General features: G+C 69.7%; 18 protein-coding genes and 1 pseudogene. 5 read left to right on the top strand and 14 right to left on the bottom strand.

What is annotated here, in order from left to right; genetic code table 11:
* The first annotated feature begins 114 nt into the window (after window positions 1-114).
* Window positions 115-291, top strand: coding sequence for a hypothetical protein (locus QFZ67_RS34465; RefSeq protein ID WP_307664952.1), 177 nt, complete (start codon window positions 115-117; stop codon window positions 289-291).
* Window positions 292-344: 53 nt separating this feature from the next.
* Here the strand turns inward: QFZ67_RS34465 and QFZ67_RS34460 are convergent, their stop codons facing one another.
* From QFZ67_RS34460 to QFZ67_RS34450, 3 genes are all read right to left on the bottom strand, one after another.
* Window positions 345-1265 carry a carbohydrate ABC transporter permease gene (locus tag QFZ67_RS34460; RefSeq protein WP_307664951.1) on the bottom strand — a complete coding sequence of 307 codons (921 nt, stop codon included), beginning with the start codon at window positions 1263-1265 and terminating at the stop codon, window positions 345-347.
* Window positions 1262-2170, bottom strand: coding sequence for a carbohydrate ABC transporter permease (locus tag QFZ67_RS34455; protein ID WP_307664950.1), 909 nt, complete (start codon window positions 2168-2170; stop codon window positions 1262-1264). The genes QFZ67_RS34460 and QFZ67_RS34455 overlap by 4 nt, the downstream gene beginning before the upstream one ends.
* Before the next feature lie 168 nt (window positions 2171-2338).
* Entirely contained in the window at window positions 2339-3634 is a 1296-nt protein-coding gene (locus tag QFZ67_RS34450) for an ABC transporter substrate-binding protein (RefSeq protein ID WP_307666077.1), read from the bottom strand.
* A gap of 267 nt (window positions 3635-3901) precedes the next feature.
* Here QFZ67_RS34450 and QFZ67_RS34445 point away from each other — a divergent pair, with 267 nt between their 5' ends.
* Window positions 3902-5953: an NPCBM/NEW2 domain-containing protein gene (locus QFZ67_RS34445; protein WP_307664949.1), complete on the top strand. Its 2052-nt coding sequence runs from the start codon at window positions 3902-3904 to the stop codon at window positions 5951-5953.
* Here QFZ67_RS34445 and QFZ67_RS34440 read toward each other — a convergent pair.
* On the bottom strand, window positions 5937-6902 hold the full coding sequence (locus QFZ67_RS34440; RefSeq protein WP_307664948.1) for an ROK family protein: 966 nt from the start codon (window positions 6900-6902) through the stop codon (window positions 5937-5939). The two genes, QFZ67_RS34445 and QFZ67_RS34440, sit on opposite strands and share 17 nt — an antisense overlap.
* Window positions 6903-7114: 212 nt before the next feature.
* Between QFZ67_RS34440 and QFZ67_RS34435 the strand changes: the two genes are divergently transcribed.
* Window positions 7115-8101 (top strand): LacI family DNA-binding transcriptional regulator, encoded by a 987-nt coding sequence (locus QFZ67_RS34435; protein ID WP_307664947.1) that lies wholly within the window; start codon window positions 7115-7117, stop codon window positions 8099-8101.
* Here QFZ67_RS34435 and QFZ67_RS34430 read toward each other — a convergent pair.
* The 6 genes from QFZ67_RS34430 to QFZ67_RS34405 form a co-directional block, all read right to left on the bottom strand.
* Complete coding sequence (locus QFZ67_RS34430; RefSeq protein WP_307664946.1) at window positions 8087-9853, bottom strand: serine/threonine-protein kinase; 1767 nt, start codon at window positions 9851-9853, stop codon at window positions 8087-8089. The two genes, QFZ67_RS34435 and QFZ67_RS34430, sit on opposite strands and share 15 nt — an antisense overlap.
* Before the next feature lie 72 nt (window positions 9854-9925).
* Entirely contained in the window at window positions 9926-11224 is a 1299-nt protein-coding gene (locus QFZ67_RS34425; protein ID WP_307664945.1) for an aldolase/citrate lyase family protein, read from the bottom strand.
* Between the two features lie 152 nt (window positions 11225-11376).
* Window positions 11377-12339, bottom strand: a complete 963-nt coding sequence (locus QFZ67_RS34420; protein WP_307664944.1) for an electron transfer flavoprotein subunit alpha/FixB family protein — start codon at window positions 12337-12339, stop codon at window positions 11377-11379.
* Between the two features lie 224 nt (window positions 12340-12563).
* A complete protein-coding gene (locus tag QFZ67_RS34415) occupies window positions 12564-13349 on the bottom strand; it encodes an electron transfer flavoprotein subunit beta/FixA family protein (protein WP_307664943.1) in 786 nt (261 codons plus the stop codon).
* 207 nt (window positions 13350-13556) lie between these two features.
* The gene (locus tag QFZ67_RS34410) at window positions 13557-14063 is read right to left on the bottom strand and encodes a flavin reductase family protein (RefSeq protein WP_307664942.1); all 507 of its coding nucleotides are present in this window, start codon (window positions 14061-14063) and stop codon (window positions 13557-13559) included.
* A gap of 199 nt (window positions 14064-14262) precedes the next feature.
* Window positions 14263-14676, bottom strand: a complete 414-nt coding sequence (locus QFZ67_RS34405) for a thioredoxin family protein (RefSeq protein WP_307664941.1) — start codon at window positions 14674-14676, stop codon at window positions 14263-14265.
* Between the two features lie 74 nt (window positions 14677-14750).
* Here QFZ67_RS34405 and QFZ67_RS34400 point away from each other — a divergent pair, with 74 nt between their 5' ends.
* Both QFZ67_RS34400 and QFZ67_RS34395 read left to right on the top strand, forming a co-directional pair.
* Window positions 14751-15167 carry a DUF4395 domain-containing protein gene (locus QFZ67_RS34400; protein ID WP_307664940.1) on the top strand — a complete coding sequence of 139 codons (417 nt, stop codon included), beginning with the start codon at window positions 14751-14753 and terminating at the stop codon, window positions 15165-15167.
* A 160-nt stretch (window positions 15168-15327) separates the two neighbouring features.
* Entirely contained in the window at window positions 15328-16050 is a 723-nt protein-coding gene (locus QFZ67_RS34395) for a 1-acyl-sn-glycerol-3-phosphate acyltransferase (protein WP_307664939.1), read from the top strand.
* Between the two features lie 4 nt (window positions 16051-16054).
* On the opposite strand, the gene QFZ67_RS34390 is transcribed toward QFZ67_RS34395, so the two are convergent.
* The 4 genes and pseudogenes from QFZ67_RS34390 to QFZ67_RS34375 all read right to left on the bottom strand — a co-directional run bounded on the left by QFZ67_RS34390 (window position 16055) and on the right by QFZ67_RS34375 (window position 19239).
* Window positions 16055-16756 (bottom strand): B3/4 domain-containing protein, encoded by a 702-nt coding sequence (locus tag QFZ67_RS34390; RefSeq protein ID WP_307664938.1) that lies wholly within the window; start codon window positions 16754-16756, stop codon window positions 16055-16057.
* Between the two features lie 13 nt (window positions 16757-16769).
* Window positions 16770-17348 (bottom strand): annotated as a pseudogene (locus QFZ67_RS34385) (transglutaminase family protein).
* Between the two features lie 77 nt (window positions 17349-17425).
* The gene (locus QFZ67_RS34380) at window positions 17426-18505 is read right to left on the bottom strand and encodes a low specificity L-threonine aldolase (protein ID WP_307664937.1); all 1080 of its coding nucleotides are present in this window, start codon (window positions 18503-18505) and stop codon (window positions 17426-17428) included.
* Entirely contained in the window at window positions 18484-19239 is a 756-nt protein-coding gene (locus tag QFZ67_RS34375; protein ID WP_307664936.1) for an SDR family NAD(P)-dependent oxidoreductase, read from the bottom strand. The genes QFZ67_RS34380 and QFZ67_RS34375 overlap by 22 nt, the downstream gene beginning before the upstream one ends.
* Between the last annotated feature and the right edge of the window lie 24 nt (window positions 19240-19263).

The following is a 19263-nucleotide window of genomic DNA, read 5'->3' as shown; positions in this document are numbered from 1 at the left end:
ACCACAGCCGTCCGGAACCCTGGTGCGTCTCACCATACGAACGGATGGCTTCGCCCGAGCCGTGACACCGGCATGCGAGGCGCCGTTGGAGCTGGAGAGACAAGGGGGTGCGGGATGCGCCGTACGGTGTTGGAGAGGTTTCCCGCCGGGGGCCCGCGTGGCAGCTGGCCGGCCGAGGAATTCGCCCGGGCCCGCCGGGACGAGGGTCTGGCTGCGGAGGTCGTGATGGACCTCGATTCGGATGCGTTCCTGGTGGTCCTGCCCAAGCAGACCGCGGACGCGATCACTTAGTGGCACGGCAAGGCCCCCCGTCCCGGACGCGGACGGGACGGGGGCCGCGCTTGTCAGCCCTTGGTGGAGCCGAGGGTGAGCCCGGCGATGAAGTGCCGCTGCAGCAGGAGGAAGACCAGCAGCGTCGGCAGCGCCACGATCACCGAGCCCGCGGCGAGCAGGTTGTAGTCGGTGAAGAACTGGCCGCGGAGGTTGTTCAGCGCCGAGGTGATGGGGAGCTTGTCGCCGTCGGAGATGAAGACGAGCGCCCACAGGAAGTCGTTGTACATCCAGGTGAACTGGAGCGTGCCGAGCGCCGCGAGGGCCGGGCGGCACAGCGGGAGCGTGATGCGCCAGTACTGCGTCCACACACTCGCGCCGTCCACGATCGCCGCCTCCAGGATCTCCTGCGGCAGGGTGCGCATGAAGTTGGCGAGGACGAAGACGCAGAACCCGATCTGGAAGCCGACCTGGACGGAGATGACGGCCCAGAACGAGTCGAACATCGTCATCGAGTCGGACATCCAGTACGGCAGCGGAACGCGGTTGAACAGCACGTACAGCGGAGTGACGATCACCTGCTGGGGCAGCAGATTGCCGGCGGTGAAGAGCATCAGCAGCACCATGGAGCCGCGCATCCTCAGCCGTGACACGGCGAAGGCCACGAACGAGGCGAAGAAGAGCGCCAGCAGCACTCCGGGCACAGCGATGATGAGGGTGTTGACGAAGTACTTCATCATCCCCGAGTCGCTGAAGGCCTGCTGGTAGTAGTCGAAGGAGAGCTTCTTCGGCAGTGAGAAGTACCCGTGCTCGGAGGTCTCGTCGTACGGCCTGAGTGAGGCGTAGACCGCGAGCAGCAGCGGCGCGAGGAACGCCAGCGAGACGGTCAGCAGGAAGGCGTGCAGGCCGAGCCGGCCGGGGCGGACCAGGCGCTTGCGGGGCGCCGCGGGAACTGCCGGGGTCGCGGCGGGCGCCGGTGCGGTGTCGAGCGTCATCGGTTCTTCTCCCCACGGATCTCCTGGACCAGATACGTCACGACGAATCCCATGGAGACGAGCAGCAGCACGACGGCGATGGCCGAGCCGAATCCGATCCGGCTGGCCTCGCCGATGATGTTGTCGGTGACGAGGACCGAGAGCAGCTCCAGGCCGTTTCTGCCCTTGTTGACGGCGTAGACGATGTCGAAGGCGCGCAGCGCTTCGATGACGGTGATGACGCCGACGATGACATTGACGGGCCGCAGGGTCGGGAAGACGACGCGGAAGAAGGTCTGCGTCTCACTCGCCCCGTCGATGGCGGCGGCTTCCTTCAGCGAGGGATCGACCGCTTTCAGCCCGGCCAGGTAGAGGATCATCACATAGCCGGTGTGCCGCCAGGCGGCGGCCAGCAGAATCATCCAGAGATTGAGGTCGGGGTCGCCGAGCCAGTCGGTGGGCGACTCGGTGTCGGCGAGGATCGCGTTGAGCGCGCCCTGGTCGCGGGAGAAGACCAGTTGGGCGATGAAGCCGACGACGGCGAGCGAGAGCACGACCGGCATGTACAGCGTCGACTGGTAGAAGCGGCTGAACCGTACGCCCTTGTCGATGAGGACGGCGAGCAGCAGTCCGAACGGGGTGGCGATCAGTCCGAGGAAGGCCAGCCAGAGCAGGTTGTGGCGGGCGGCCGGCCAGAACTGCGGATAGTTGGTGAAGAGGGTCTCGTAGTTCTGCGTGCCGACCCAGGAGATGTCTCCGATGCCGTCCCAGCTGGTGAAGGAGAGCACGACGGAAGCGAGGGTCGGCCCCCACACGATGGCCACGTCGAGCAGGATCGGTATGCCCAGCAGCACGCCGAGGACGGCGAGGTCGCGGCGGTTGAACCGCCGCGGCCCTCGTCGTGCGGTGCGCCGCGAGACGCTCACCTTCCTTCGCCCCCGGGTGCCCTTCGGGGCGCCCCGGGCGGCCTGCGGTTCCGGCCTGGGAGTCCCCCCGGGCCCGGAGGGCCGAGGGGGAGGGTCCAGGGGTTGTCCCCCGGGAGATTGCGTCAGCGGCACGGGTGATGACTCCAAGTCGGTTTCGGCCGGCGTCGGTCAGTCTTCGGAGGCGAAGATGGTCTTCTTCTGCCTCTCGATGCTGTTGACCAACCCGTCCACGTCCTTCGGCTTGTTGATGAAGGTCTGAATGGCCGGGATCATCACGGTCGACGAGAAGTCGGGCCTGGTGTCGCGGTCGAGGAACTGCGAGATCTGCTTGGCGCCGGAGACGAGTTCGACGGCCTTCTTCTGCAGCGGCGTGTACTTCGAGAGGTCGGCCTCGTCGCTCACGGCGATGTTGTTGGGGTCACTTGCGAGGTAGATGTCCTCCGCCTTGCCGGTGGCCAGCCACTTCAGCAGGTCCTTTGCGCTCTCCATGTTCTTCGCGTTCTTGAGGTTCTTGGACTTCTTCGCGAGCAGGAAGCCGTCGATGGGTGCCTCGACGGCGTCCTGGCCGTGCTCCGGGTTGATCACCGGGAACGGGAAGAAGTCGATGTCGGCCTGTTCGGCCTTGGGGAACTGCGCGCCGGGGTGCGGGAGTCCGAAGACCGCCATGCCCGTCTGCTTCTTCTGCAGGCTGGTGGCGGCCTCCTGCCAGGTGCGGCCGTTGGCGCCGGGCTGGCAGTACGGGAGGATGCTGCGCCAGGTGTCGAAGACGTCCTTGACGCGCTTGTCGGTCCACGCCTCCTTGCCCGCCATGAGGCTCTTGTGGAACTCGTATCCGTTGGTGCGCATGTTGATGTAGTCGAAGGTGCCCATCGCGGGCCAGCCGTCCTTGTCGCAGAACGCGATGGGGACGAGCTTGTCCTTCTGCATCTGCTTGGCGAGCGCTATGTACTCGTCGAGCGTCTTGGGTGCCTGGTAGCCGTACTGCTGGAAGACGCTTTTGCGGTGGAAGACGGCCCACGGGTAGTAGTAGTACGGCGTGAGGTACTGCTTGCCGTCCTCGCCCGTCGACTGGGCCTTGAGGGCCGGCGAGAAGCCCTGGTAGCTCTCCCAGTTGTCGCTGATGTCGTGCAGCAGCCCCTTCTTGGCGAAGAACTGCATGCGGTAGCCCGCGAACCACATGAAGACATCGTCCGGCTTGCCCTGCAGATAGCGGTTGATGTTCTCCTGGAACGTGTTGTGGTCAACGGTGTTGACCTTGACCTTCCGGCCATCCTTGGACTGCTTCGCGTACGCGGCGAAGGCGTCGGCGAACGCCTTCTTCGGCACCGGGTCGGACGAGTTGGACCCCATGGTGATGGTCTTGCCGTCCCCGCCGGGGCCACTGCCGCAGGCAGCGAGCAGCGAGGGCAGCGCGATCGCACCTGCACCCGCCGCCGCACCCCGCAGCAGATTCCGCCGGGACATCCGATGTCCTGCCACGCTCCCGGGCGCGGCAGAACCGTTGAACGATGACTGCGCCATGTCCCCTCCTCCGGGGTGCAACTCAACACAACCCAACGCGAGGATTGGATCTCACTCCCAAGAAGGGGTGTCGTCAAGGGTTCTGGCGAGACATCGAACAACCGTTACCGCATCTCTTCCAACAGACTCCAACACGGCCTACCGTAAACGCTCGCCACTGACAGACACATGCCGTCATCCCAATATGCGCGAGTACGGAGGAACGTTACGATGCGTCACCTTCCCACCCGCACTACCCGCCATAGAGTCGTCGGAGCGCTGGCCGCCGCGCTGCTCAGCGCGGCAGGACTGGGCACTCCGGCGATCGCCTCGGGCGCCCCGGCCGCGCCGGCCGAACCCGCACCGGCCGGCGCGCAGCTCGACGAAGGGCTCGCCCTGACCCCTCCGATGGGGTTCAACAACTGGAACACCACCCACTGCCGGGCGGAGTTCAACGAGGCGATGGTCAAGGGAATCGCCGACATCTTCGTCGAGAAAGGCCTCAAGGAGGCCGGGTACGAGTACGTCAATCTGGACGACTGCTGGGCACTGCCGCAGCGCGACGCGAACGGCAAGCTCGTCCCCGACCCGGTGCGCTTCCCGGGCGGCATCAAGGCCGTCGCCGACTACGTCCACGCCAAGGGGCTGAAGTTCGGCATCTACACCAGCGCCGGGACCAAGACCTGCAACACCGCCGGCTTCCCCGGCGGGCTCGGCCATGAGTACAGCGACGCGCAGCAGTTCGCCGACTGGGGCGTCGACTATCTCAAGTACGACAACTGCAACAACCAGGGCGTGGACGCCAAGCTCCGGTACACCACGATGCGCGACGCCCTGAAGGCTGCCGCTGAGACAACAGGTCGCCCCATCGTCTACAGCATCTGCGAGTGGGGCCAGAACAAGCCCTGGGAGTGGGCCGCGGACGTCGGACAGCTCTGGCGCACCACCGGGGACATCAGCGACAACTGGGGCTCCATGTTGTCGATCATGAAGAAGAATCTGCCGCTCGCGCAGTACGCGGGCCCCGGCCACTGGAACGACCCCGACATGCTGGAGGTCGGCAATGGCGGCATGACGGACACGGAGTACCGCTCCCACTTCTCCATGTGGTCGATCATGGCCGCGCCACTGCTGATCGGGTCCGATCTCCGCAAGGCGCCCTCCTCCGCCTTCGAGATCCTCGGCAACCGCGAGGTCATCGCCATCGACCAGGACCCACTGGGCAAGCAGGGCACAGTGATCAGCTCCGAGGGCGGACGCTGGGTGGTGGCCAAGGAGATGCAGGACGGCAGCCGCGCGGTCGCGCTCTTCAACGAGAGCGGCAGCCCGCAGCGGATCGCCACCACGGCGAAGGCAGTCGGACTGCCGGACGCCCCCGGCTACCGGCTGCGCGATCTGTGGCGGCACACTGAAGCCAACACCGCGGGGACGATCTCCGCGACCGTGCCCGCGCACGGCACGGTACTGGTGCGCGTCTCGACGGACCGCAAGTGGGCGCTGCTGCCGCCGGCCGTCGAAGTGAGCGCCGACGAAGGCCTGATGGCCGAGGCCGGCCAGACCGGGAAACTCACCTCGACCGTCACCGATCTGGGCCGTACGCCCGCGCTCGCCGTCTCCGTCGCACTGACCGGGCCCGAGGGCTGGCGCGTCAAGGCAATGTCCAAGGCCGCCACCGCGGTGCTCACCAGCGGAAGGAAGCTGACGACGGGCTGGGAGATCGCTGTGCCGCCGGGCGCCGCGCCCGGTTCGTACGCACTGACCCTGACGGCGAAGTACCGCTCCCCGACCGGACAGCGGCTGACCGCCGCCGTGCCCGGGAGTGTGCATGTGGTCGTGGCGCCGCCCGCCGGTCAGTCGTATCTCAGCGATCTCGGCGCGCTGAGCGCGGCGAACGGCTGGGGTCCGGTGGAGAGGGACACCAGCAACGGCGAGAGCAAGGCGGGCGACGGAAGGCCGATCACCATCGGCGGCCAGGTCTTCGCCAAGGGTCTGGGCGTGCATGCCGCGAGCGCCGTGGAGTACTACGCCGGCGGCCGGTGCACCACGGTGAGCGCGCAGGTCGGCGTGGACGACGAGAAGGGGACGCGCGGCACGGTCGCCTTCGAGATCTGGGCGGACGGAACGAAGGCCGCGTCGACGGGCGTCCTGACCAACGCCAAGCCCGCACAGCCGATTTCGGCGGACGTCAGTGGCGCGAAGGTCGTACGTCTGGTGGTCACCGACGGCGGGGACGGTATCGACTCCGACCACGCCGACTGGGCCGATCTCAGGATCGGCTGCTGACCACCGCTGCCGCCTCGTCGTGACGGCCGAGCGAGGCGGCAGCTGCCGCACCCACCAGACCCGCGTCCGTGCCCGTCAGGGCCGGAGCCACGGTCAGCCGCTGTACGAAGGAGAGCGTGGCGTAGTCGCGCAGCGAACGGCGCAGCGGGGCGAACAGCACCTCGCCCGCGTTCGCCACTCCCCCGCCGATCACCGCGATTTCGATCTCTACGAGGGTCGCGGTGGCGGCGATCCCGGCGGCGAGCGCCTGAGCCGCGCGCTCGAAGGAGGCGACGGCGACCGGGTCTTGGGCACGGGCCGCGGCGGCCACCGCGGCCGCCGAGGTGTCGCCGTCGGGGCCCGGCTGCCAGCCGCCCTCCAGCGCCCGGCGCGCGATGTTCGGGCCGCTGGCGATGCGCTCGACGCAGCCGCGCGCGCCGCACGGGCACAGATCGCCGTCGAGGTCGACGCTGATGTGGCCGATGTGCCCGGCGTTGCCGGTGGGCCCGGGGTGAAGCTTCCCGCCGAGGACGAGTCCGCCGCCGACGCCCGTGGAGACCACCATGCACAGCGCGTTGTCGTAGCCGCGGGCCGCTCCCTGCCAGTGCTCGGCCGCCGTCATCGCGACACCGTCGCCCACCAGCTCGACAGGCAGACCGCCGACGGCCCTTCGCACCCGCGCGACCAACGGAAAGGCACGCCAGCCCGGGACATTGACCGGGCTGACCGTGCCGGCGGACGCGTCCACCGGACCGGCGCTGCCGATGCCCACGGCCCGCGCGCGCGCCCAGAGCGGGGAGACGGCCAGCTCGGCGAGGACTCCCTCGACGGCCCGCATCACCGTCTCGCCGTCCTCCTGGGCAGGTGTCGGACGCTGGGCCCGCACGAGAATCCTGCCGCTGCCGTCCACCAACGCGCCGGCGATCTTGGTGCCGCCGATGTCGAGCGCGGCGACGAGGTCGGTATGCATCGGTGTCGGATCCCCCGGGGAGCTGGTCGGACCTGCGGATTCAGTAACAGTCTCCATTCCCCTGACAACGTTGTCCAGGGCCTATGCTCGACGCCACACCCTTACACACCCGGACGACGACAGGACAGCGCGCTGTGGCAGAGACCGACCATCCCCTGCCTTCGCCGGGGCGGCCCCGAGGGCCCGAGCCCCGCTACGGCAATCGGCCGACCATGAAAGACGTCGCCGCCCGCGCGGGCGTCGGCCTCAAAACGGTCTCGCGGGTGGTCAACGGGGAGCCTGGTGTCACACCCGACACCGAGCGCCGGGTGCAGGAGGCCATCGAGTCCCTCGGCTTCCGCCGCAACGACAGCGCGCGCGTGCTTCGCAAGGGCCGCACCGCCTCCGTCGGCCTCGTCCTGGAAGACCTCGCGGACCCCTTCTACGGTCCGCTGAGCCGCGCGGTCGAGGAGGTCGCCCGGGCCCATGGCGCGCTGCTCATCAACGGCTCCAGCGCCGAGGACCCGGACCGCGAGCAGGAGCTGGTGCTGGCCCTGTGCGCCCGCCGGGTCGACGGTCTGATCGTGATCCCGGCCGGCCACGACCACCGCTATCTGGAGCCGGAGATCAAGGCGGGCATCGCGACGGTGTTCGTGGACCGCCCGGCCGGGCAGATCGACGCGGACGTGGTGCTCTCCGACAGCTTCGGCGGCGCCCGCGCCGGCGTGGCCCATCTGATCGCGCACGGCCACCGCCGTATCGGCTTCATCGGCGACCAGCCGCGGATCCACACGGCCGTCGAGCGGCTGCGTGGCTACCGCGCCGCCATGGAGGACGCCGGGCTCGATGTGGACGAGTCCTGGGTCTCGCTGGGCTCCACCGCGCCGGAGCGGGTGCGGGCCGCCGTCACCGCGATGCTGGCGGGGCCCGACCCGGTCACCGCGGTCTTCGCGGGCAACAACCGGGTGACGGTCACAGCGGTACGGGTCCTGGCCGAGCACCACCGGCCGGTCGCCCTGGTCGGCTTCGACGACATCGAGCTCGCCGACCTGCTGGGCATCACGGTCATAGCCCAGGACGCGGCGGCCCTGGGGCGTACCGCGGCGGAACGGCTCTTCCGCCGCCTCGACGGCGTGGACGACGAGCCCTCGCAGGTGGCGCTGGAGACGGTGCTCATCCCGCGCGGCTCGGGCGAGATCCCGCCGTCAGCAGACGGGTAGGCCCGGCACCGGCTGGTCGTTGTCGCCGCCCTCGATGTAGACGTCGCTGACGAAGACATTGGTGTTGCCTCTGTCGTCGTCGGTCTTGGCCCACCAGACGTTCGTCCACTGGCCGGAGGTCTCGCGGCGGCCCAGATTCTGCTGGCAGTAGAAGTAGTTGGTGCCCGCGTTGAGCACCCCCTTCTCGGTGCCAGACGCGGTGTACGACTTCGCCTGCTTCCAGACCTGGCAGTTGTACTTGCCGCCGCCGATCGAGTGGCAGACGGGCGCCGGGGCCGGGTTTGAACCTCCGGTCGTCGAGCCGCCGTTGGTGGAGGTGCCGCCACCGCCCGTGGTGGTCGAGCCGCCGGTCGTGCCCGAGGACCCGCCGCTGGTCGAGCCGCCGGAGTCCGATCCTCCGGTTCCCTTGCCGGGCGCGGGCGGCCTGGCGGACTGGCTGGGCGACTTGGTGGCGCCCTGCTCGGTGGGCCTGATGCTCGGGCTCTGCTTGCCGCCGGAGGCGCTCGCGAGCGGGCTCCCTGGTGGGCTCGAACTCGCCGCAGGGCTCTCAGGCCGGCCGCCCGCGATCTCCTGACCGCCCGATCCGTCACGGTCGACGAGGGCGTACGTCACGCCTCCCCCGGCGAGCAGAACGGCGACGACTCCGGCCGTCACCAGGACCCTCGCGCGACCGCGACCGCGACCGCGAGCGCCGGACGCGGGTGGCGCGGCCGCGGGTGGCGCGGCCGCGGGTGGCGCGGCCGGGGCGGGTGCGGGTATCCGCGCGGGAACGGGCGGGGCCGGGGCCTGCGGCGCCGCGGGGCCGAAGCCGTCGGGCCGGTGCGGCGCCGCGTTGAGCACGGTCGGCACCCGGGTCGCCGGATCCGGTGCGGCCGGCGGCGCTGTCCCCAGCGACACGGTCGAGGTGCCGGTGTCCTGGCCCGCCGCCACGGCGGAGAGCAGCCGCGCCGCGGTGTCCGCGTCGGGGCGCTGCGCCGGGTCCTTGTGCATCAGCTCCCGCAGTACGGGTCCGAGCGCGCCGGCCCGCAGCGGCTCGGGCAGCGGCTCCACGACGATCGCGTTCAGCGTCGACCAGGTGGAGGTGCGGCGGAACGGGGCCGCGCCCTCCACTGCTGCGTACAGCGTGGCGCCGAGCGCCCAGATGTCGGACGCCGGACCGGGGTCCTGGCCCTGGGCGCGCTCGGGCGCCAAGTAGTCGAGCGAGCCGACCAGTTCGCCGCTGCGCGTCAGATGGGTGGTGGCGCCGTCGCCGGGGTCGTCCATCGCCGCGATGCCGAAGTCCGTGAGCACCACCCGGCCCCCGCGGTCCAGCAGCACATTGCCGGGCTTCACGTCGCGGTGCAGCACCCCGGCGCGGTGGGCGGCGCCCAGCGCCTCCATCACCCTGGCTCCGATGGCGGCCACCTCGCGCGCGTCCATGACGCCGCGCTCGCTGAGCACATCGTCCAGCGAAGGGCCGTCGATGAGCTCCATCACGATGACCGGACGGCCCTCGTGTTCGGTGACGTCGTGGACGGCGATGACCGCGGGGTGGCGTACGCGGGCTGCCGCGCGGGCCTCGCGCTGCATCCGCACTCTGAGATCAGCCAGTTCGGGGCCCGACGAGTCGCTGTAGGTGCGCAGTTCCTTGACGGCGACTTCGCGGCCGAGCACCTCGTCGACGGCGCGCCAGACGACGCCCATGCCGCCGCGGCCCAGCTGTTCGATCACCCGGTAACGGTCGGCGAGCCGCTCGTTCTCCCCCGAAGACACCGCTGCCCCGATCCTTGTTGCGACTGTGGTCGCGTACAGACTAAGGGGCAGCGGTGACAGCGGTGCTGACTGTTACTTGGCTGTGGCCGTGAGGTCCCCGCGGCGCGGTGCGGCGAAGCCGTCGAGATCAGCGCGGGTGAGTCCGGTGAGCCCAGCGACCTCCGCGGTGTCGAGGGCGCCGCAGTCGATGCCGCGCAGCAGATAGCTGCTCAGCGCCTTGGCGGTGGCGGGCTCGTCCATGACGTCGCCGCCCGCGTGATTGGCATAGGCGGACAGCCGCGCGGCGGCCTGCTCGAAGCCCTCGCGGTAGAAGGCGAATACGGCGGCGTAGCGGGTCGGCAGGTGGCGGGGGTGCATGTCCCAGCCCTGGTAGTAGGCGCGGGCCAGGGCGCGGCGGGTCAGGCCGTAGTGCAGCCGCCAGGCGTCGTGGACCTTCTCGGTGGTGCCGACCGGAAGGACGTTTGTGGAGCCGTCCGAGACGCGTACGCCGGTGCCCGCGGCCGCGACCTGCATGACGGCCTTGGCGTGGTCGGCGGCCGGGTGGTCGCTGGCCTGGTAGGCGGCGCTGACGCCGAGGCAGGCGCTGTAGTCGAAGGTGCCGTAGTGCAGTCCGGTGGCCCGGCCCTCGGCGGCGTCGATCATCCGCGCCACGGCGGCGGTGCCGTCGGCGGCGAGGATGGACTGGCTGGTCTCGATCTGGATCTCGAAGCCGATCCTGCCCGCGTCCAGACCGCGCGCCTTCTCGAACTCCTCCAGCAGCCGCACCATCGCGGTGACCTGCTCGGTGTAGGTGACCTTGGGGAGGGTCAGAACGAGACCGTCGGGCAGCCCGCCGGCCTCGATGAGGCCGGTGAGGAAGATGTCGAGGGTGCGGATGCCCCGGTCGCGTACGGCGGCCTCCATGCACTTCATACGGATGCCCATGTACGGGGCCGCGGTGCCCTGCGCGTACGCCTCGGTGATCAGCCGGGCGGCGCGGGCCGCGTGCGCATCCTCCTCGGCGTCGCCGCGGCCGCCGTAGCCGTCCTCGAAGTCGATGCGCAGGTCCTCGATGGGCTCGCGCTCCAGCTTGGCCCGTACGCGGTCGTACACCGGGGCCGCGAGCTCGTCGGAGAGGCCGAGGACGGCGGCGAGGGACGCGGCGTCCGGGGCGTGCTCGTCGAGCGCGGCGAGCGCCTGGTCGCCCCAGGAACGGATGGTGTCGGCGGCGAAGACGTCGCCGGGTACGTAGACCGTGTGGACGGGCTGGCGAGTGCCGGGGTCTCCCGGGTAGCGGCGGGCGAGCTCCGCGTCCACCGGTGCGAGGGAGGCGCTGATTTCCTCGCTGACCGCTCCGGCGAGGCTCGTTGCCACCTTCTCCTGCTGACCCATCCTGCACCCTCCTGTTTTCCGCACCACGGAATCAACAATCCGTATGGCGAAGTTAGTCGGCGGTTACGACCTGCGTCAATGGTCCCCCGTAACAGACTGGGGCCGCGCGGTGAAGATCACCGCGCGGCCCCAGGCCGTAGAGAAAGCGGAGGTCAGCCCTTGCGCGTCTGGACCTCTTCAGTCAGCTGCGGGACGACCTCGAAGAGGTCGCCGACCACGCCGTAGTCGACCAGGTCGAAGATCGGGGCCTCGGCGTCCTTGTTGATGGCCACGATGGTCTTCGATGTCTGCATGCCGGCCCGGTGCTGGATCGCGCCGGAGATGCCCGAGGCGATGTACAGCTGCGGGGAGACCGACTTGCCGGTCTGGCCGACCTGGTTGGAGTGCGGGTACCAGCCGGCGTCCACCGCGGCGCGCGAGGCACCGACAGCCGCGCCGAGCGAGTCGGCCAGCGCCTCGATGATGTGGAAGTTCTCGGCGCCGTTGACACCGCGGCCGCCGGAGACCACGATCGCGGCCTCGGTCAGCTCGGGGCGGCCGGTGGACTCGCGCGGGGTGCGGGAGACGACCTTGGTGCCGGTGGCCTTCTCGGAGAAGGAGACGGCGAGCGCCTCGACGGCGCCCGCGGCCGGCGCGGCCTCCACGGCGGCCGAGTTCGGCTTCACCGTGATGACCGGGGTGCCCTTGGAGACACGGGACTTGGTGGTGAAGGAGGCGGCGAACGCGGACTGCGTGGCCACCGGGCCCTCGTCGCCGGCCTCGAGGTCGACGGCGTCGGTGATGATGCCGGACCCGATGCGGACCGCGAGGCGGGCCGCGATCTCCTTGCCCTCGGCGGAGGACGGGACGAGCACGGCGGCCGGCGAGACGGCCTCGTACGCGGCCTGCAGCGCGTCCACCTTCGGTACGACGAGGTAGTCGGCGAACTCGGGGGCGTCGGCGGTCAGGACCTTGACCGCGCCGTGCTCGGCAAGCGCGGGGGCGGTCGCCTCGGCGCCGGAGCCGAGCGCGACGGCGACCGGCTCGCCGATGCGGCGGGCCAGGGTCAGCAGCTCGAGGGTGGGCTTGCGGACGGCGCCGTCCGCGTGGTCGACATAGACGAGAACTTCAGCCATTACTACTCCTGGGCGAGAACCCCGAACTTCGGCCGGGGGAAGACTTGTTGACTGCTACGCTCAGCCCGAGCCTGCTGGCTCCGGGCAGGGCTTGTCCGTCATGAGGCCGTCTCATCAGTCGAATGAGAAGCCCCTTCGGGGGAGGAGTCACGGGATTGCTCTCCTGCGAATGCAATCCGCGGGGCGCGGGCTGCGTTGCAACCGGCCCGCGCCGCCGACTCTCCCTAGATGAACTTCTGGCTCGCGAGGAACTCCGCGAGCTGCTTGCCGCCCTCGCCCTCGTCCTTGACGATCGTGCCGGCGGTGCGGGCCGGACGCTCGGCGGCCGAGTCCACAGCGGTCCAGGCGCCCTCGAGGCCGACCTCGTCGGCGTCGATCTCGAGGTCCTCCAGGTCCAGGGACTCCACCGGCTTCTTCTTGGCGGCCATGATGCCCTTGAAGGACGGGTAGCGAGCCTCGCCCGACTGGTCCGTCACGGACACGACGGCCGGCAGGGACGCCTCGAGCTGCTCGCTCGCGGTGTCGCCGTCACGGCGGCCCTTCACGACGCCGTCCTCGACGGAGACCTCGGAGAGCAGCGTGACCTGCGGAACGCCCAGGCGCTCGGCGAGAATCGCCGGCAGCACGCCCATGGTGCCGTCCGTCGAGGCCATACCGGCGATGACCAGGTCGTAACCGGTCTTCTCGATCGCCTTGGCGAGCACCAGCGAGGTGCCCATGACGTCGCTGCCGTGCAGGTCGTCGTCCTCGACGTGGACGGCCTTGTCGGCACCCATGGACAGAGCCTTGCGCAGCGCGTCCTTGGCGTCCTCGGGACCGACGGTCAGCACGGTGATCTCCGCGTCGTCCGCCTCGTCGGCGATCTGCAGTGCCTGCTCGACCGCGTACTCATCCAGCTCCGACAGCAGGCCGTCGACGTCGTCGCGGTCGACGGTCAGGTCATCGGCGAAGTGCCGGTCGCCGGTGGCGTCGGGCACGTACTTCACACAGACAACGATCCTCAAGCTCACGCCGGCTCTCCTACTGCATCGTCTCTTCTGGGCTGCCTTGCACGCAGCATAGGCGTCTGACGGGGCGGATCCCGGTCGGGGCGGGCCGCGCTCCGAACGAAATATTACTCGCCAGTACTCTCAGTACATCCAGTTCATCCCCAGTAAGCAAGCGCTTTGTACTGTGACCTTGCCAACGCTCCGTAACCGGCGGCTCCCAGAAAACTCTCAGTCCTTCAGCCCGTTGAAGCGTCCCTGGTGGTAGAGCAGCGGCCGGCCGCCTCCGGCGGGGTCGCCGACGACGGCCTCGGCGATCACGATGCGATGATCCCCGGCCGGGACGCGGTTGATGATCCGGCACACCAGCCACGCCAGTACGCCGTCGAGCACCGGAACGCCCTCGGGGCCGCTGCGCCAGCCGGTGGGCGGCGCGAAGCGGTCGGCGCCGCTGCGGGCGAAGGTGGCGGCCAGATCCTGCTGGTGGTCGCCGAGTATGTGTACGCCGATGTGCTCGGACCGGGCGATCACCGGCCAGCTGGAGGACGACGTACCCACGCCGAAGGAGATCAACGGCGGCTCGGCGGCTACCGAGTTGAGTGAGGTGGCGGTGAATCCCACGGGGTTGTCACCCTGGGCGGTGATCACCGCGACACCCGCGGCGTGCTGCCGGAAGACGGAGCGGAGCAGGTCGGGAGAGGCCAGCTGAGGTGTGCCGAGTTCGGGCGAAGCCGTCATGGAGTTGTCCTTCTGCAAGGGATGCGAACGGGGCGGCCGTGGCTGCTCAGACAGCCGGACAGCGCGCACTCGCGTTCCGCGCGAGGTCGATGTGAGCCCGCCCGTAGAGAAGGAGTTCTGGAAGCACAGCGTCAGCGTGACGATGCATGGCGCGTGCAGTCAAGTGCGTTCCAGCATGTGCGACATGGGTCACGAGGTGTCACACCGCCTGTCCGAGCGCGGCGAACACATCCGCCTTGCGCGGCTGACCGGAGGCCCGGGTGACGATGTTGCCGCCCGCGTCGAGCACCAGCACGGTGGGCGTCTTGAGGATGCCGAGCTCCCGCACCAGGGCGAGCCGCTCCTCCGCGTCGATCTCGACATGGGTGACTCCGTCGACCATGTCCGCGATTTCGGCGAGGGTGCGCCTCGTCGCCCGGCACGGCTGGCAGAACGCGCTGGAGAACTGGACGAGCGTCGCCCGCTGCCCAAGGTCCGCGCCGAGCTCGGCCACGCCGAGCCGTCTGTGAGCGTCCGCACCCCGCACCTTCAGCCTCCCGCCGTTTCGCCGCTGCCACAGCCCGAAGGCGCTCGCCGCCACGAGCACCACCGCACACACCACAAGTCCAGTCATCCCCTGTGCAGCGTTCACAGGACCGTAAAGATTCCCGCGCCCGCACCGCGGATCCGCTGCGCGATGCTGAGGGCATGGACATCGACGTCAGGGGGCCGCGTTTCGGGGCCGCCGTCACCACGGTCGTACTCGCCAGCGTTCTCGTCACGGGCAGCGGCGCCCTGCTCGCCTGGCAGGCGCTCTGCTTCGCCGCGGGTGCTGCATTCGGCGTGCAGCGTTCTCCGTACGGATGGCTCTTCCGCACCGCGGTACGGCCGAGGCTCGGGCCGCCGGCGGAGCTGGAGTCGCCCGTGCCGCCGCGGTTCGCGCAGGGTGTGGGGCTGGCCTTCGCCCTGATCGGGCTGGTCGGGTATTTCTGGGGACCGTCGTGGCTCGCTCTCGTCGCGACCGGATGCGCCCTGGCCGCCGCGTTCCTCAACGCCGTATTCGGGTACTGCCTGGGGTGCGAGATGCATCTGGTGCTGCGCCGGGCGACTGCTGTCCGCTCATGATGTGACAAGAACGGCGTGAGAAGAATCTCGCCCGCCCAAGGCGCCAGGACTGGTCAGCACGCCGCGTATACGGCACGATCTGCCCAATGCCGAAAACCTACGGCTGCGTAACTTCCGCCGGGAGAACCCTCCCCGGGCACAACAGAAGGGCCCTCTCCAGATGGCAGAGCTCGTCTATCGGCCGGTCGTCGGCGCCGCTCTCACGCTGTTCAAGGCGCTGGACCTGAAGATCGACACTCAGGGATCGGAGAACATCCCGCGCTCTGGCGGTGCTGTGCTGGTCAGCAATCACATCAGCTATCTGGACTTCATCTTCACCGGCCTCGCGGCGCTGCCCCAGAGGCGCCTGGTGCGCTTCATGGCGAAGGACTCCGTCTTCCGGCACAGGATCTCCGGCCCGCTGATGCGCGGCATGAAGCACATTCCGGTGGACCGCAAGCAGGGTGAGGCGGCCTACTCGCACGCGCTGGACTCGCTGCGCTCGGGCGAGATCATCGGTGTCTTCCCCGAGGCGACGATCTCCCAGTCGTTCACCCTCAAGTCCTTCAAGTCGGGTGCGGCGCGGCTGGCCCAGGAGGCCGGCGTTCCGCTGATTCCGATGGCGCTGTGGGGCACCCAGCGGATCTGGACGAAGGGCCGCCCGCGCAACTTCAGACGCAGCCACATCCCGGTGACGATCCGGGTGGGCGAGCCCGTGGAGGCTCCGGCCGACCAGTACGCGGGCGCGATCACGCGGCGGCTGCGCGAGCGGGTGCAGGAGCTTCTCGAAGCCGCGCAGCGCGCCTATCCCGTACGCCCCAAGGACGCGAGCGACACCTGGTGGGTGCCCGCGCACCTCGGGGGTACGGCGCCGACTCCGGCCGAAGTCCGCGAGGCCGGCTGAAACGTCACACCCCTGCCTGTGGCGGGCGGACGGTGATCCGCGCTCCGGGGCTCAACTTCTCCAGCGACTCGGCGAGTTCGGCGGCTGCGGCCTCGAGCTCGCCGGTCGTCATGGGGGCCATGCCCTCCAGCAGGAAGAGCGCGTTCACCGACTCCTCGGTGAGCCGGGTGCGTACTCCCTGACGCCAGTTCCAGCGCCGGCAGGTGACGCCTTCGTCGTCGGCCCAGACGACCTCGCCGGCGTCCGGGTGCTCCACGGTCTCCTCGCCGCCCGCGACGGTGACGAACGGCTCCTGGCCGGTGGCGCGTACGAGCCGCATCCCGCCCTTGATGTGGTCGGTGTCCTCGCCGCCGACCGGGACCAGATGGGCCACGCTGATCGCGTTGTAGAGGTCGACCAGCACATTGATGCGCGGCAGCCCGCCGTCGGCGAGCGCCCGCTTGGCCAGCGCCTCGGCGGAGTTGCGGGTACGGGAGGGCTTGGCGCCGAAGGCGGAGTACGCGGCGCGCCAGGCGGCCATGTGGGGGTCCTCGTGCGGGGCACGTCCGTCCAGGCGCTCGGCGAGCCGGCGGGCGGCGTCGTCGAGCAGGGCCGAACTGTCGGCGTTGCTGGGCCCGTTGACCAGGCCGCGCGCCTCGACCGCGAGATGGACGAAGCCGGGCGCGAGGTCCCTGACCTCGTCGGAGACGGTGAGTGTGAGCGTCATGGTCGGGGATGCCTCACAGTTCGGTGGGGAGTTGGAGCCAGAGCGACTCGCGGTCCGACGCGGTCTGGAGCGCTTGGAGCACGGCCGGGTGTGGTGCAGCATAGAGTACCGGATAGTCTAAATCATTGGACCCCGATTGCACCGGAAAGGCCAGCCGCTCCACATCGAGGGAGAACTGCGCGTCGACTCCGGGCTTGTTCCCGCGCGGATCCTGCCGCGATCACCGCCCCCGCCCCGGCAGTTGCACGGCCACGAGCCCGTGGATGACACCCAGTCGCTGGTAGCACAGGGCGGAAGGGATGCCTTCCGCGCGCAGCAGCGCGGTCAGCGCGTGGGCTTTGGCGTAGCAGATGCCGGTCCGCTGCTCCAGCACGTCCGAGGCGCGCCAGGTGACGCGCATGTCCCCCGCATCGTGCGAGTGCGGGATGGTGTCGCGCACGAACTCGAAGGCCGCCTTGGCGTATGCGTATACACCGGCGACTTCGGTACGCAGGCGGCGGGCCGTCTCCCGTACCAGCGGGTTTTCATGGTCGATCGCCTCGTCGGCGGCGAGATACGCGGCCAGTTCAGGGTTCTGCTGGATCAGCTCCATGCCCGCCGACCCTAAGGAAGCGGCCGACCGGAGTCAATCATTTTCCGGTCGGCCACATACCTATGCAATATCCGAGGCTACTTGGCCATCTCTTCCTTCAGCGCCTGCACGAAGGCGTCCACATCGTCCTCGGTGGTGTCGAAGGAGCACATCCAGCGGACGTCTCCGGCCGCCTCGTTCCAGAAGTAGAAGCGGAAGCGCTTCTGCAGCCGCTCGCTCACATCGTGCGGGAGGCGCGCGAAGACGGCGTTGGCCTGGACGGGGTAGAGGATCTCCACACCGTCGACGCCGCGGACGCCCGCGGCCAGCCGCTGGGCCATGGTGTTGGCGTGCCGGGCGTTGCGCAGCCACAGATCGCGCGCCAGCAGGGCCTCCAACTGCACCGATACGAAGCGCATCTTGGAGGCGAGCTGCATCGACATCTTCCGCAGATGCTTCATATGGCTCACGGCGTCCGGGTTGAGGACGACGACGGCCTCGCCGAACAGCATGCCGTTCTTGGTACCGCCGAAGGAGAGCACATCGACTCCGACGGCATTGGTGAAGGTCCGCATGGGGACGTCCAGCGACGCCGCGGCGTTCGCTATCCGGGCCCCGTCCAGATGGACCTTCATGCCCCGCTCGTGGGCGTGCGCGCAGATCGCGCGGATCTCGTCGGGCGTGTAAACCGTGCCCAGCTCGGTGTTCTGGGTGATCGACACGACCTGCGGCATCGCCCGGTGCTCGTCGTCCCAGCCGTACGCCTGCCGGTCGATGAGCTCTGGCGTGAGCTTCCCGTCCGGGGTCGGTACGGTCAGCAGCTTCAGCCCGCCCATCCGCTCCGGCGCGCCGCCCTCGTCGACGTTGATGTGCGCGGTCTCGGCGCAGATCACCGCGCCCCAGCGGTCGGTGAGCGCCTGGAGCGCCGTGACGTTGGAGCCCGTGCCGTTGAAGACCGGGAAGGCCTCGGCCGTCGGCCCGAAGTGGCTGTGCATGACCCGCTGGAGGTGCTCGGTGTACACGTCCTCGCCATAGGCGACCTGGTGACCGCCGTTGGCGACGGCGAGCGCCGCGAGGATCTCGGGGTGCGCGCCCGCGTAGTTGTCGCTGGCGAAGCCGCGTACCTCGGGGTCGTGATGGCGTCGGGCGTCGGTCTTCACGGTTTGGGGGTCAGCCACAGGCGCTGTCCATTCGCTTCCCGGGCGGGCCGGTCCCAGACTCCGGCGATGGCCTCGGCCAGTTCCGTCACGTCGGTGAAGCCCGCGAACTTCGCATTCGGGCGCTCGGCGCGCATGGCGTCGTGCACCAGTGCCTTGACGACCAGGATCGCAGCCGCGGCCTTCGGCCCCTCCTCGCCCCCCGCCTTGCGGAAGGAGTCGGCAAGCGCGAGCGTCCACGCCTCGGCCGCCGCCTTGGACGCGGAGTACGCGGCGTTGCCCGCAGTCGGCTTGCTGGCGCCGGCCGCGCTGATCAGCACAAAACGGCCACGGTCGCTGCGTAGCAGCCCGTCGTGGAAGGCGAGCGAGGTGTGCTGGACCGTGCGGATCAGCAGCTTCTCGAGGAGCTGCCAGTCGGCGAGGTCGGTCTCGGCGAAGGTGGCGCCGCCGCGCCAGCCGCCGACGAGATGGACCAGACCGTCGATCCTGCCGAACTCCTTCTCGGTCTTGTCCGCCCACTCCCGGGTGGCGTTCAGATCGAGCAGGTCGACGGTGTCCCCGGTGACGGTCGCGCCGCCGTGCGCGTACCGAGCGGCGTCGACGGCCTCGGCCAGCCGCCCGGGATCCGCGTCGGAGGCCACGACTGTCGCACCGGCCTCGGCCAGCCGCAGCAGGGCGGCCCGGCCCGCCGGGCCCGCCGCTCCGGCGACCGCGACCACGGCGCCCTCCAGCCGACTGCTGCTGTTTCCGTTCATGGTCCCAGTCTCCTCCGTACGAGA

It is taken from the genome of Streptomyces sp. V1I1, from assembly GCF_030817355.1.
Classification (GTDB): Bacteria; Actinomycetota; Actinomycetes; order Streptomycetales; family Streptomycetaceae; genus Streptomyces.
Note: the sequence above shows the minus strand (reverse complement) of the source record. Positions and strands in the feature narration are given on the sequence as shown.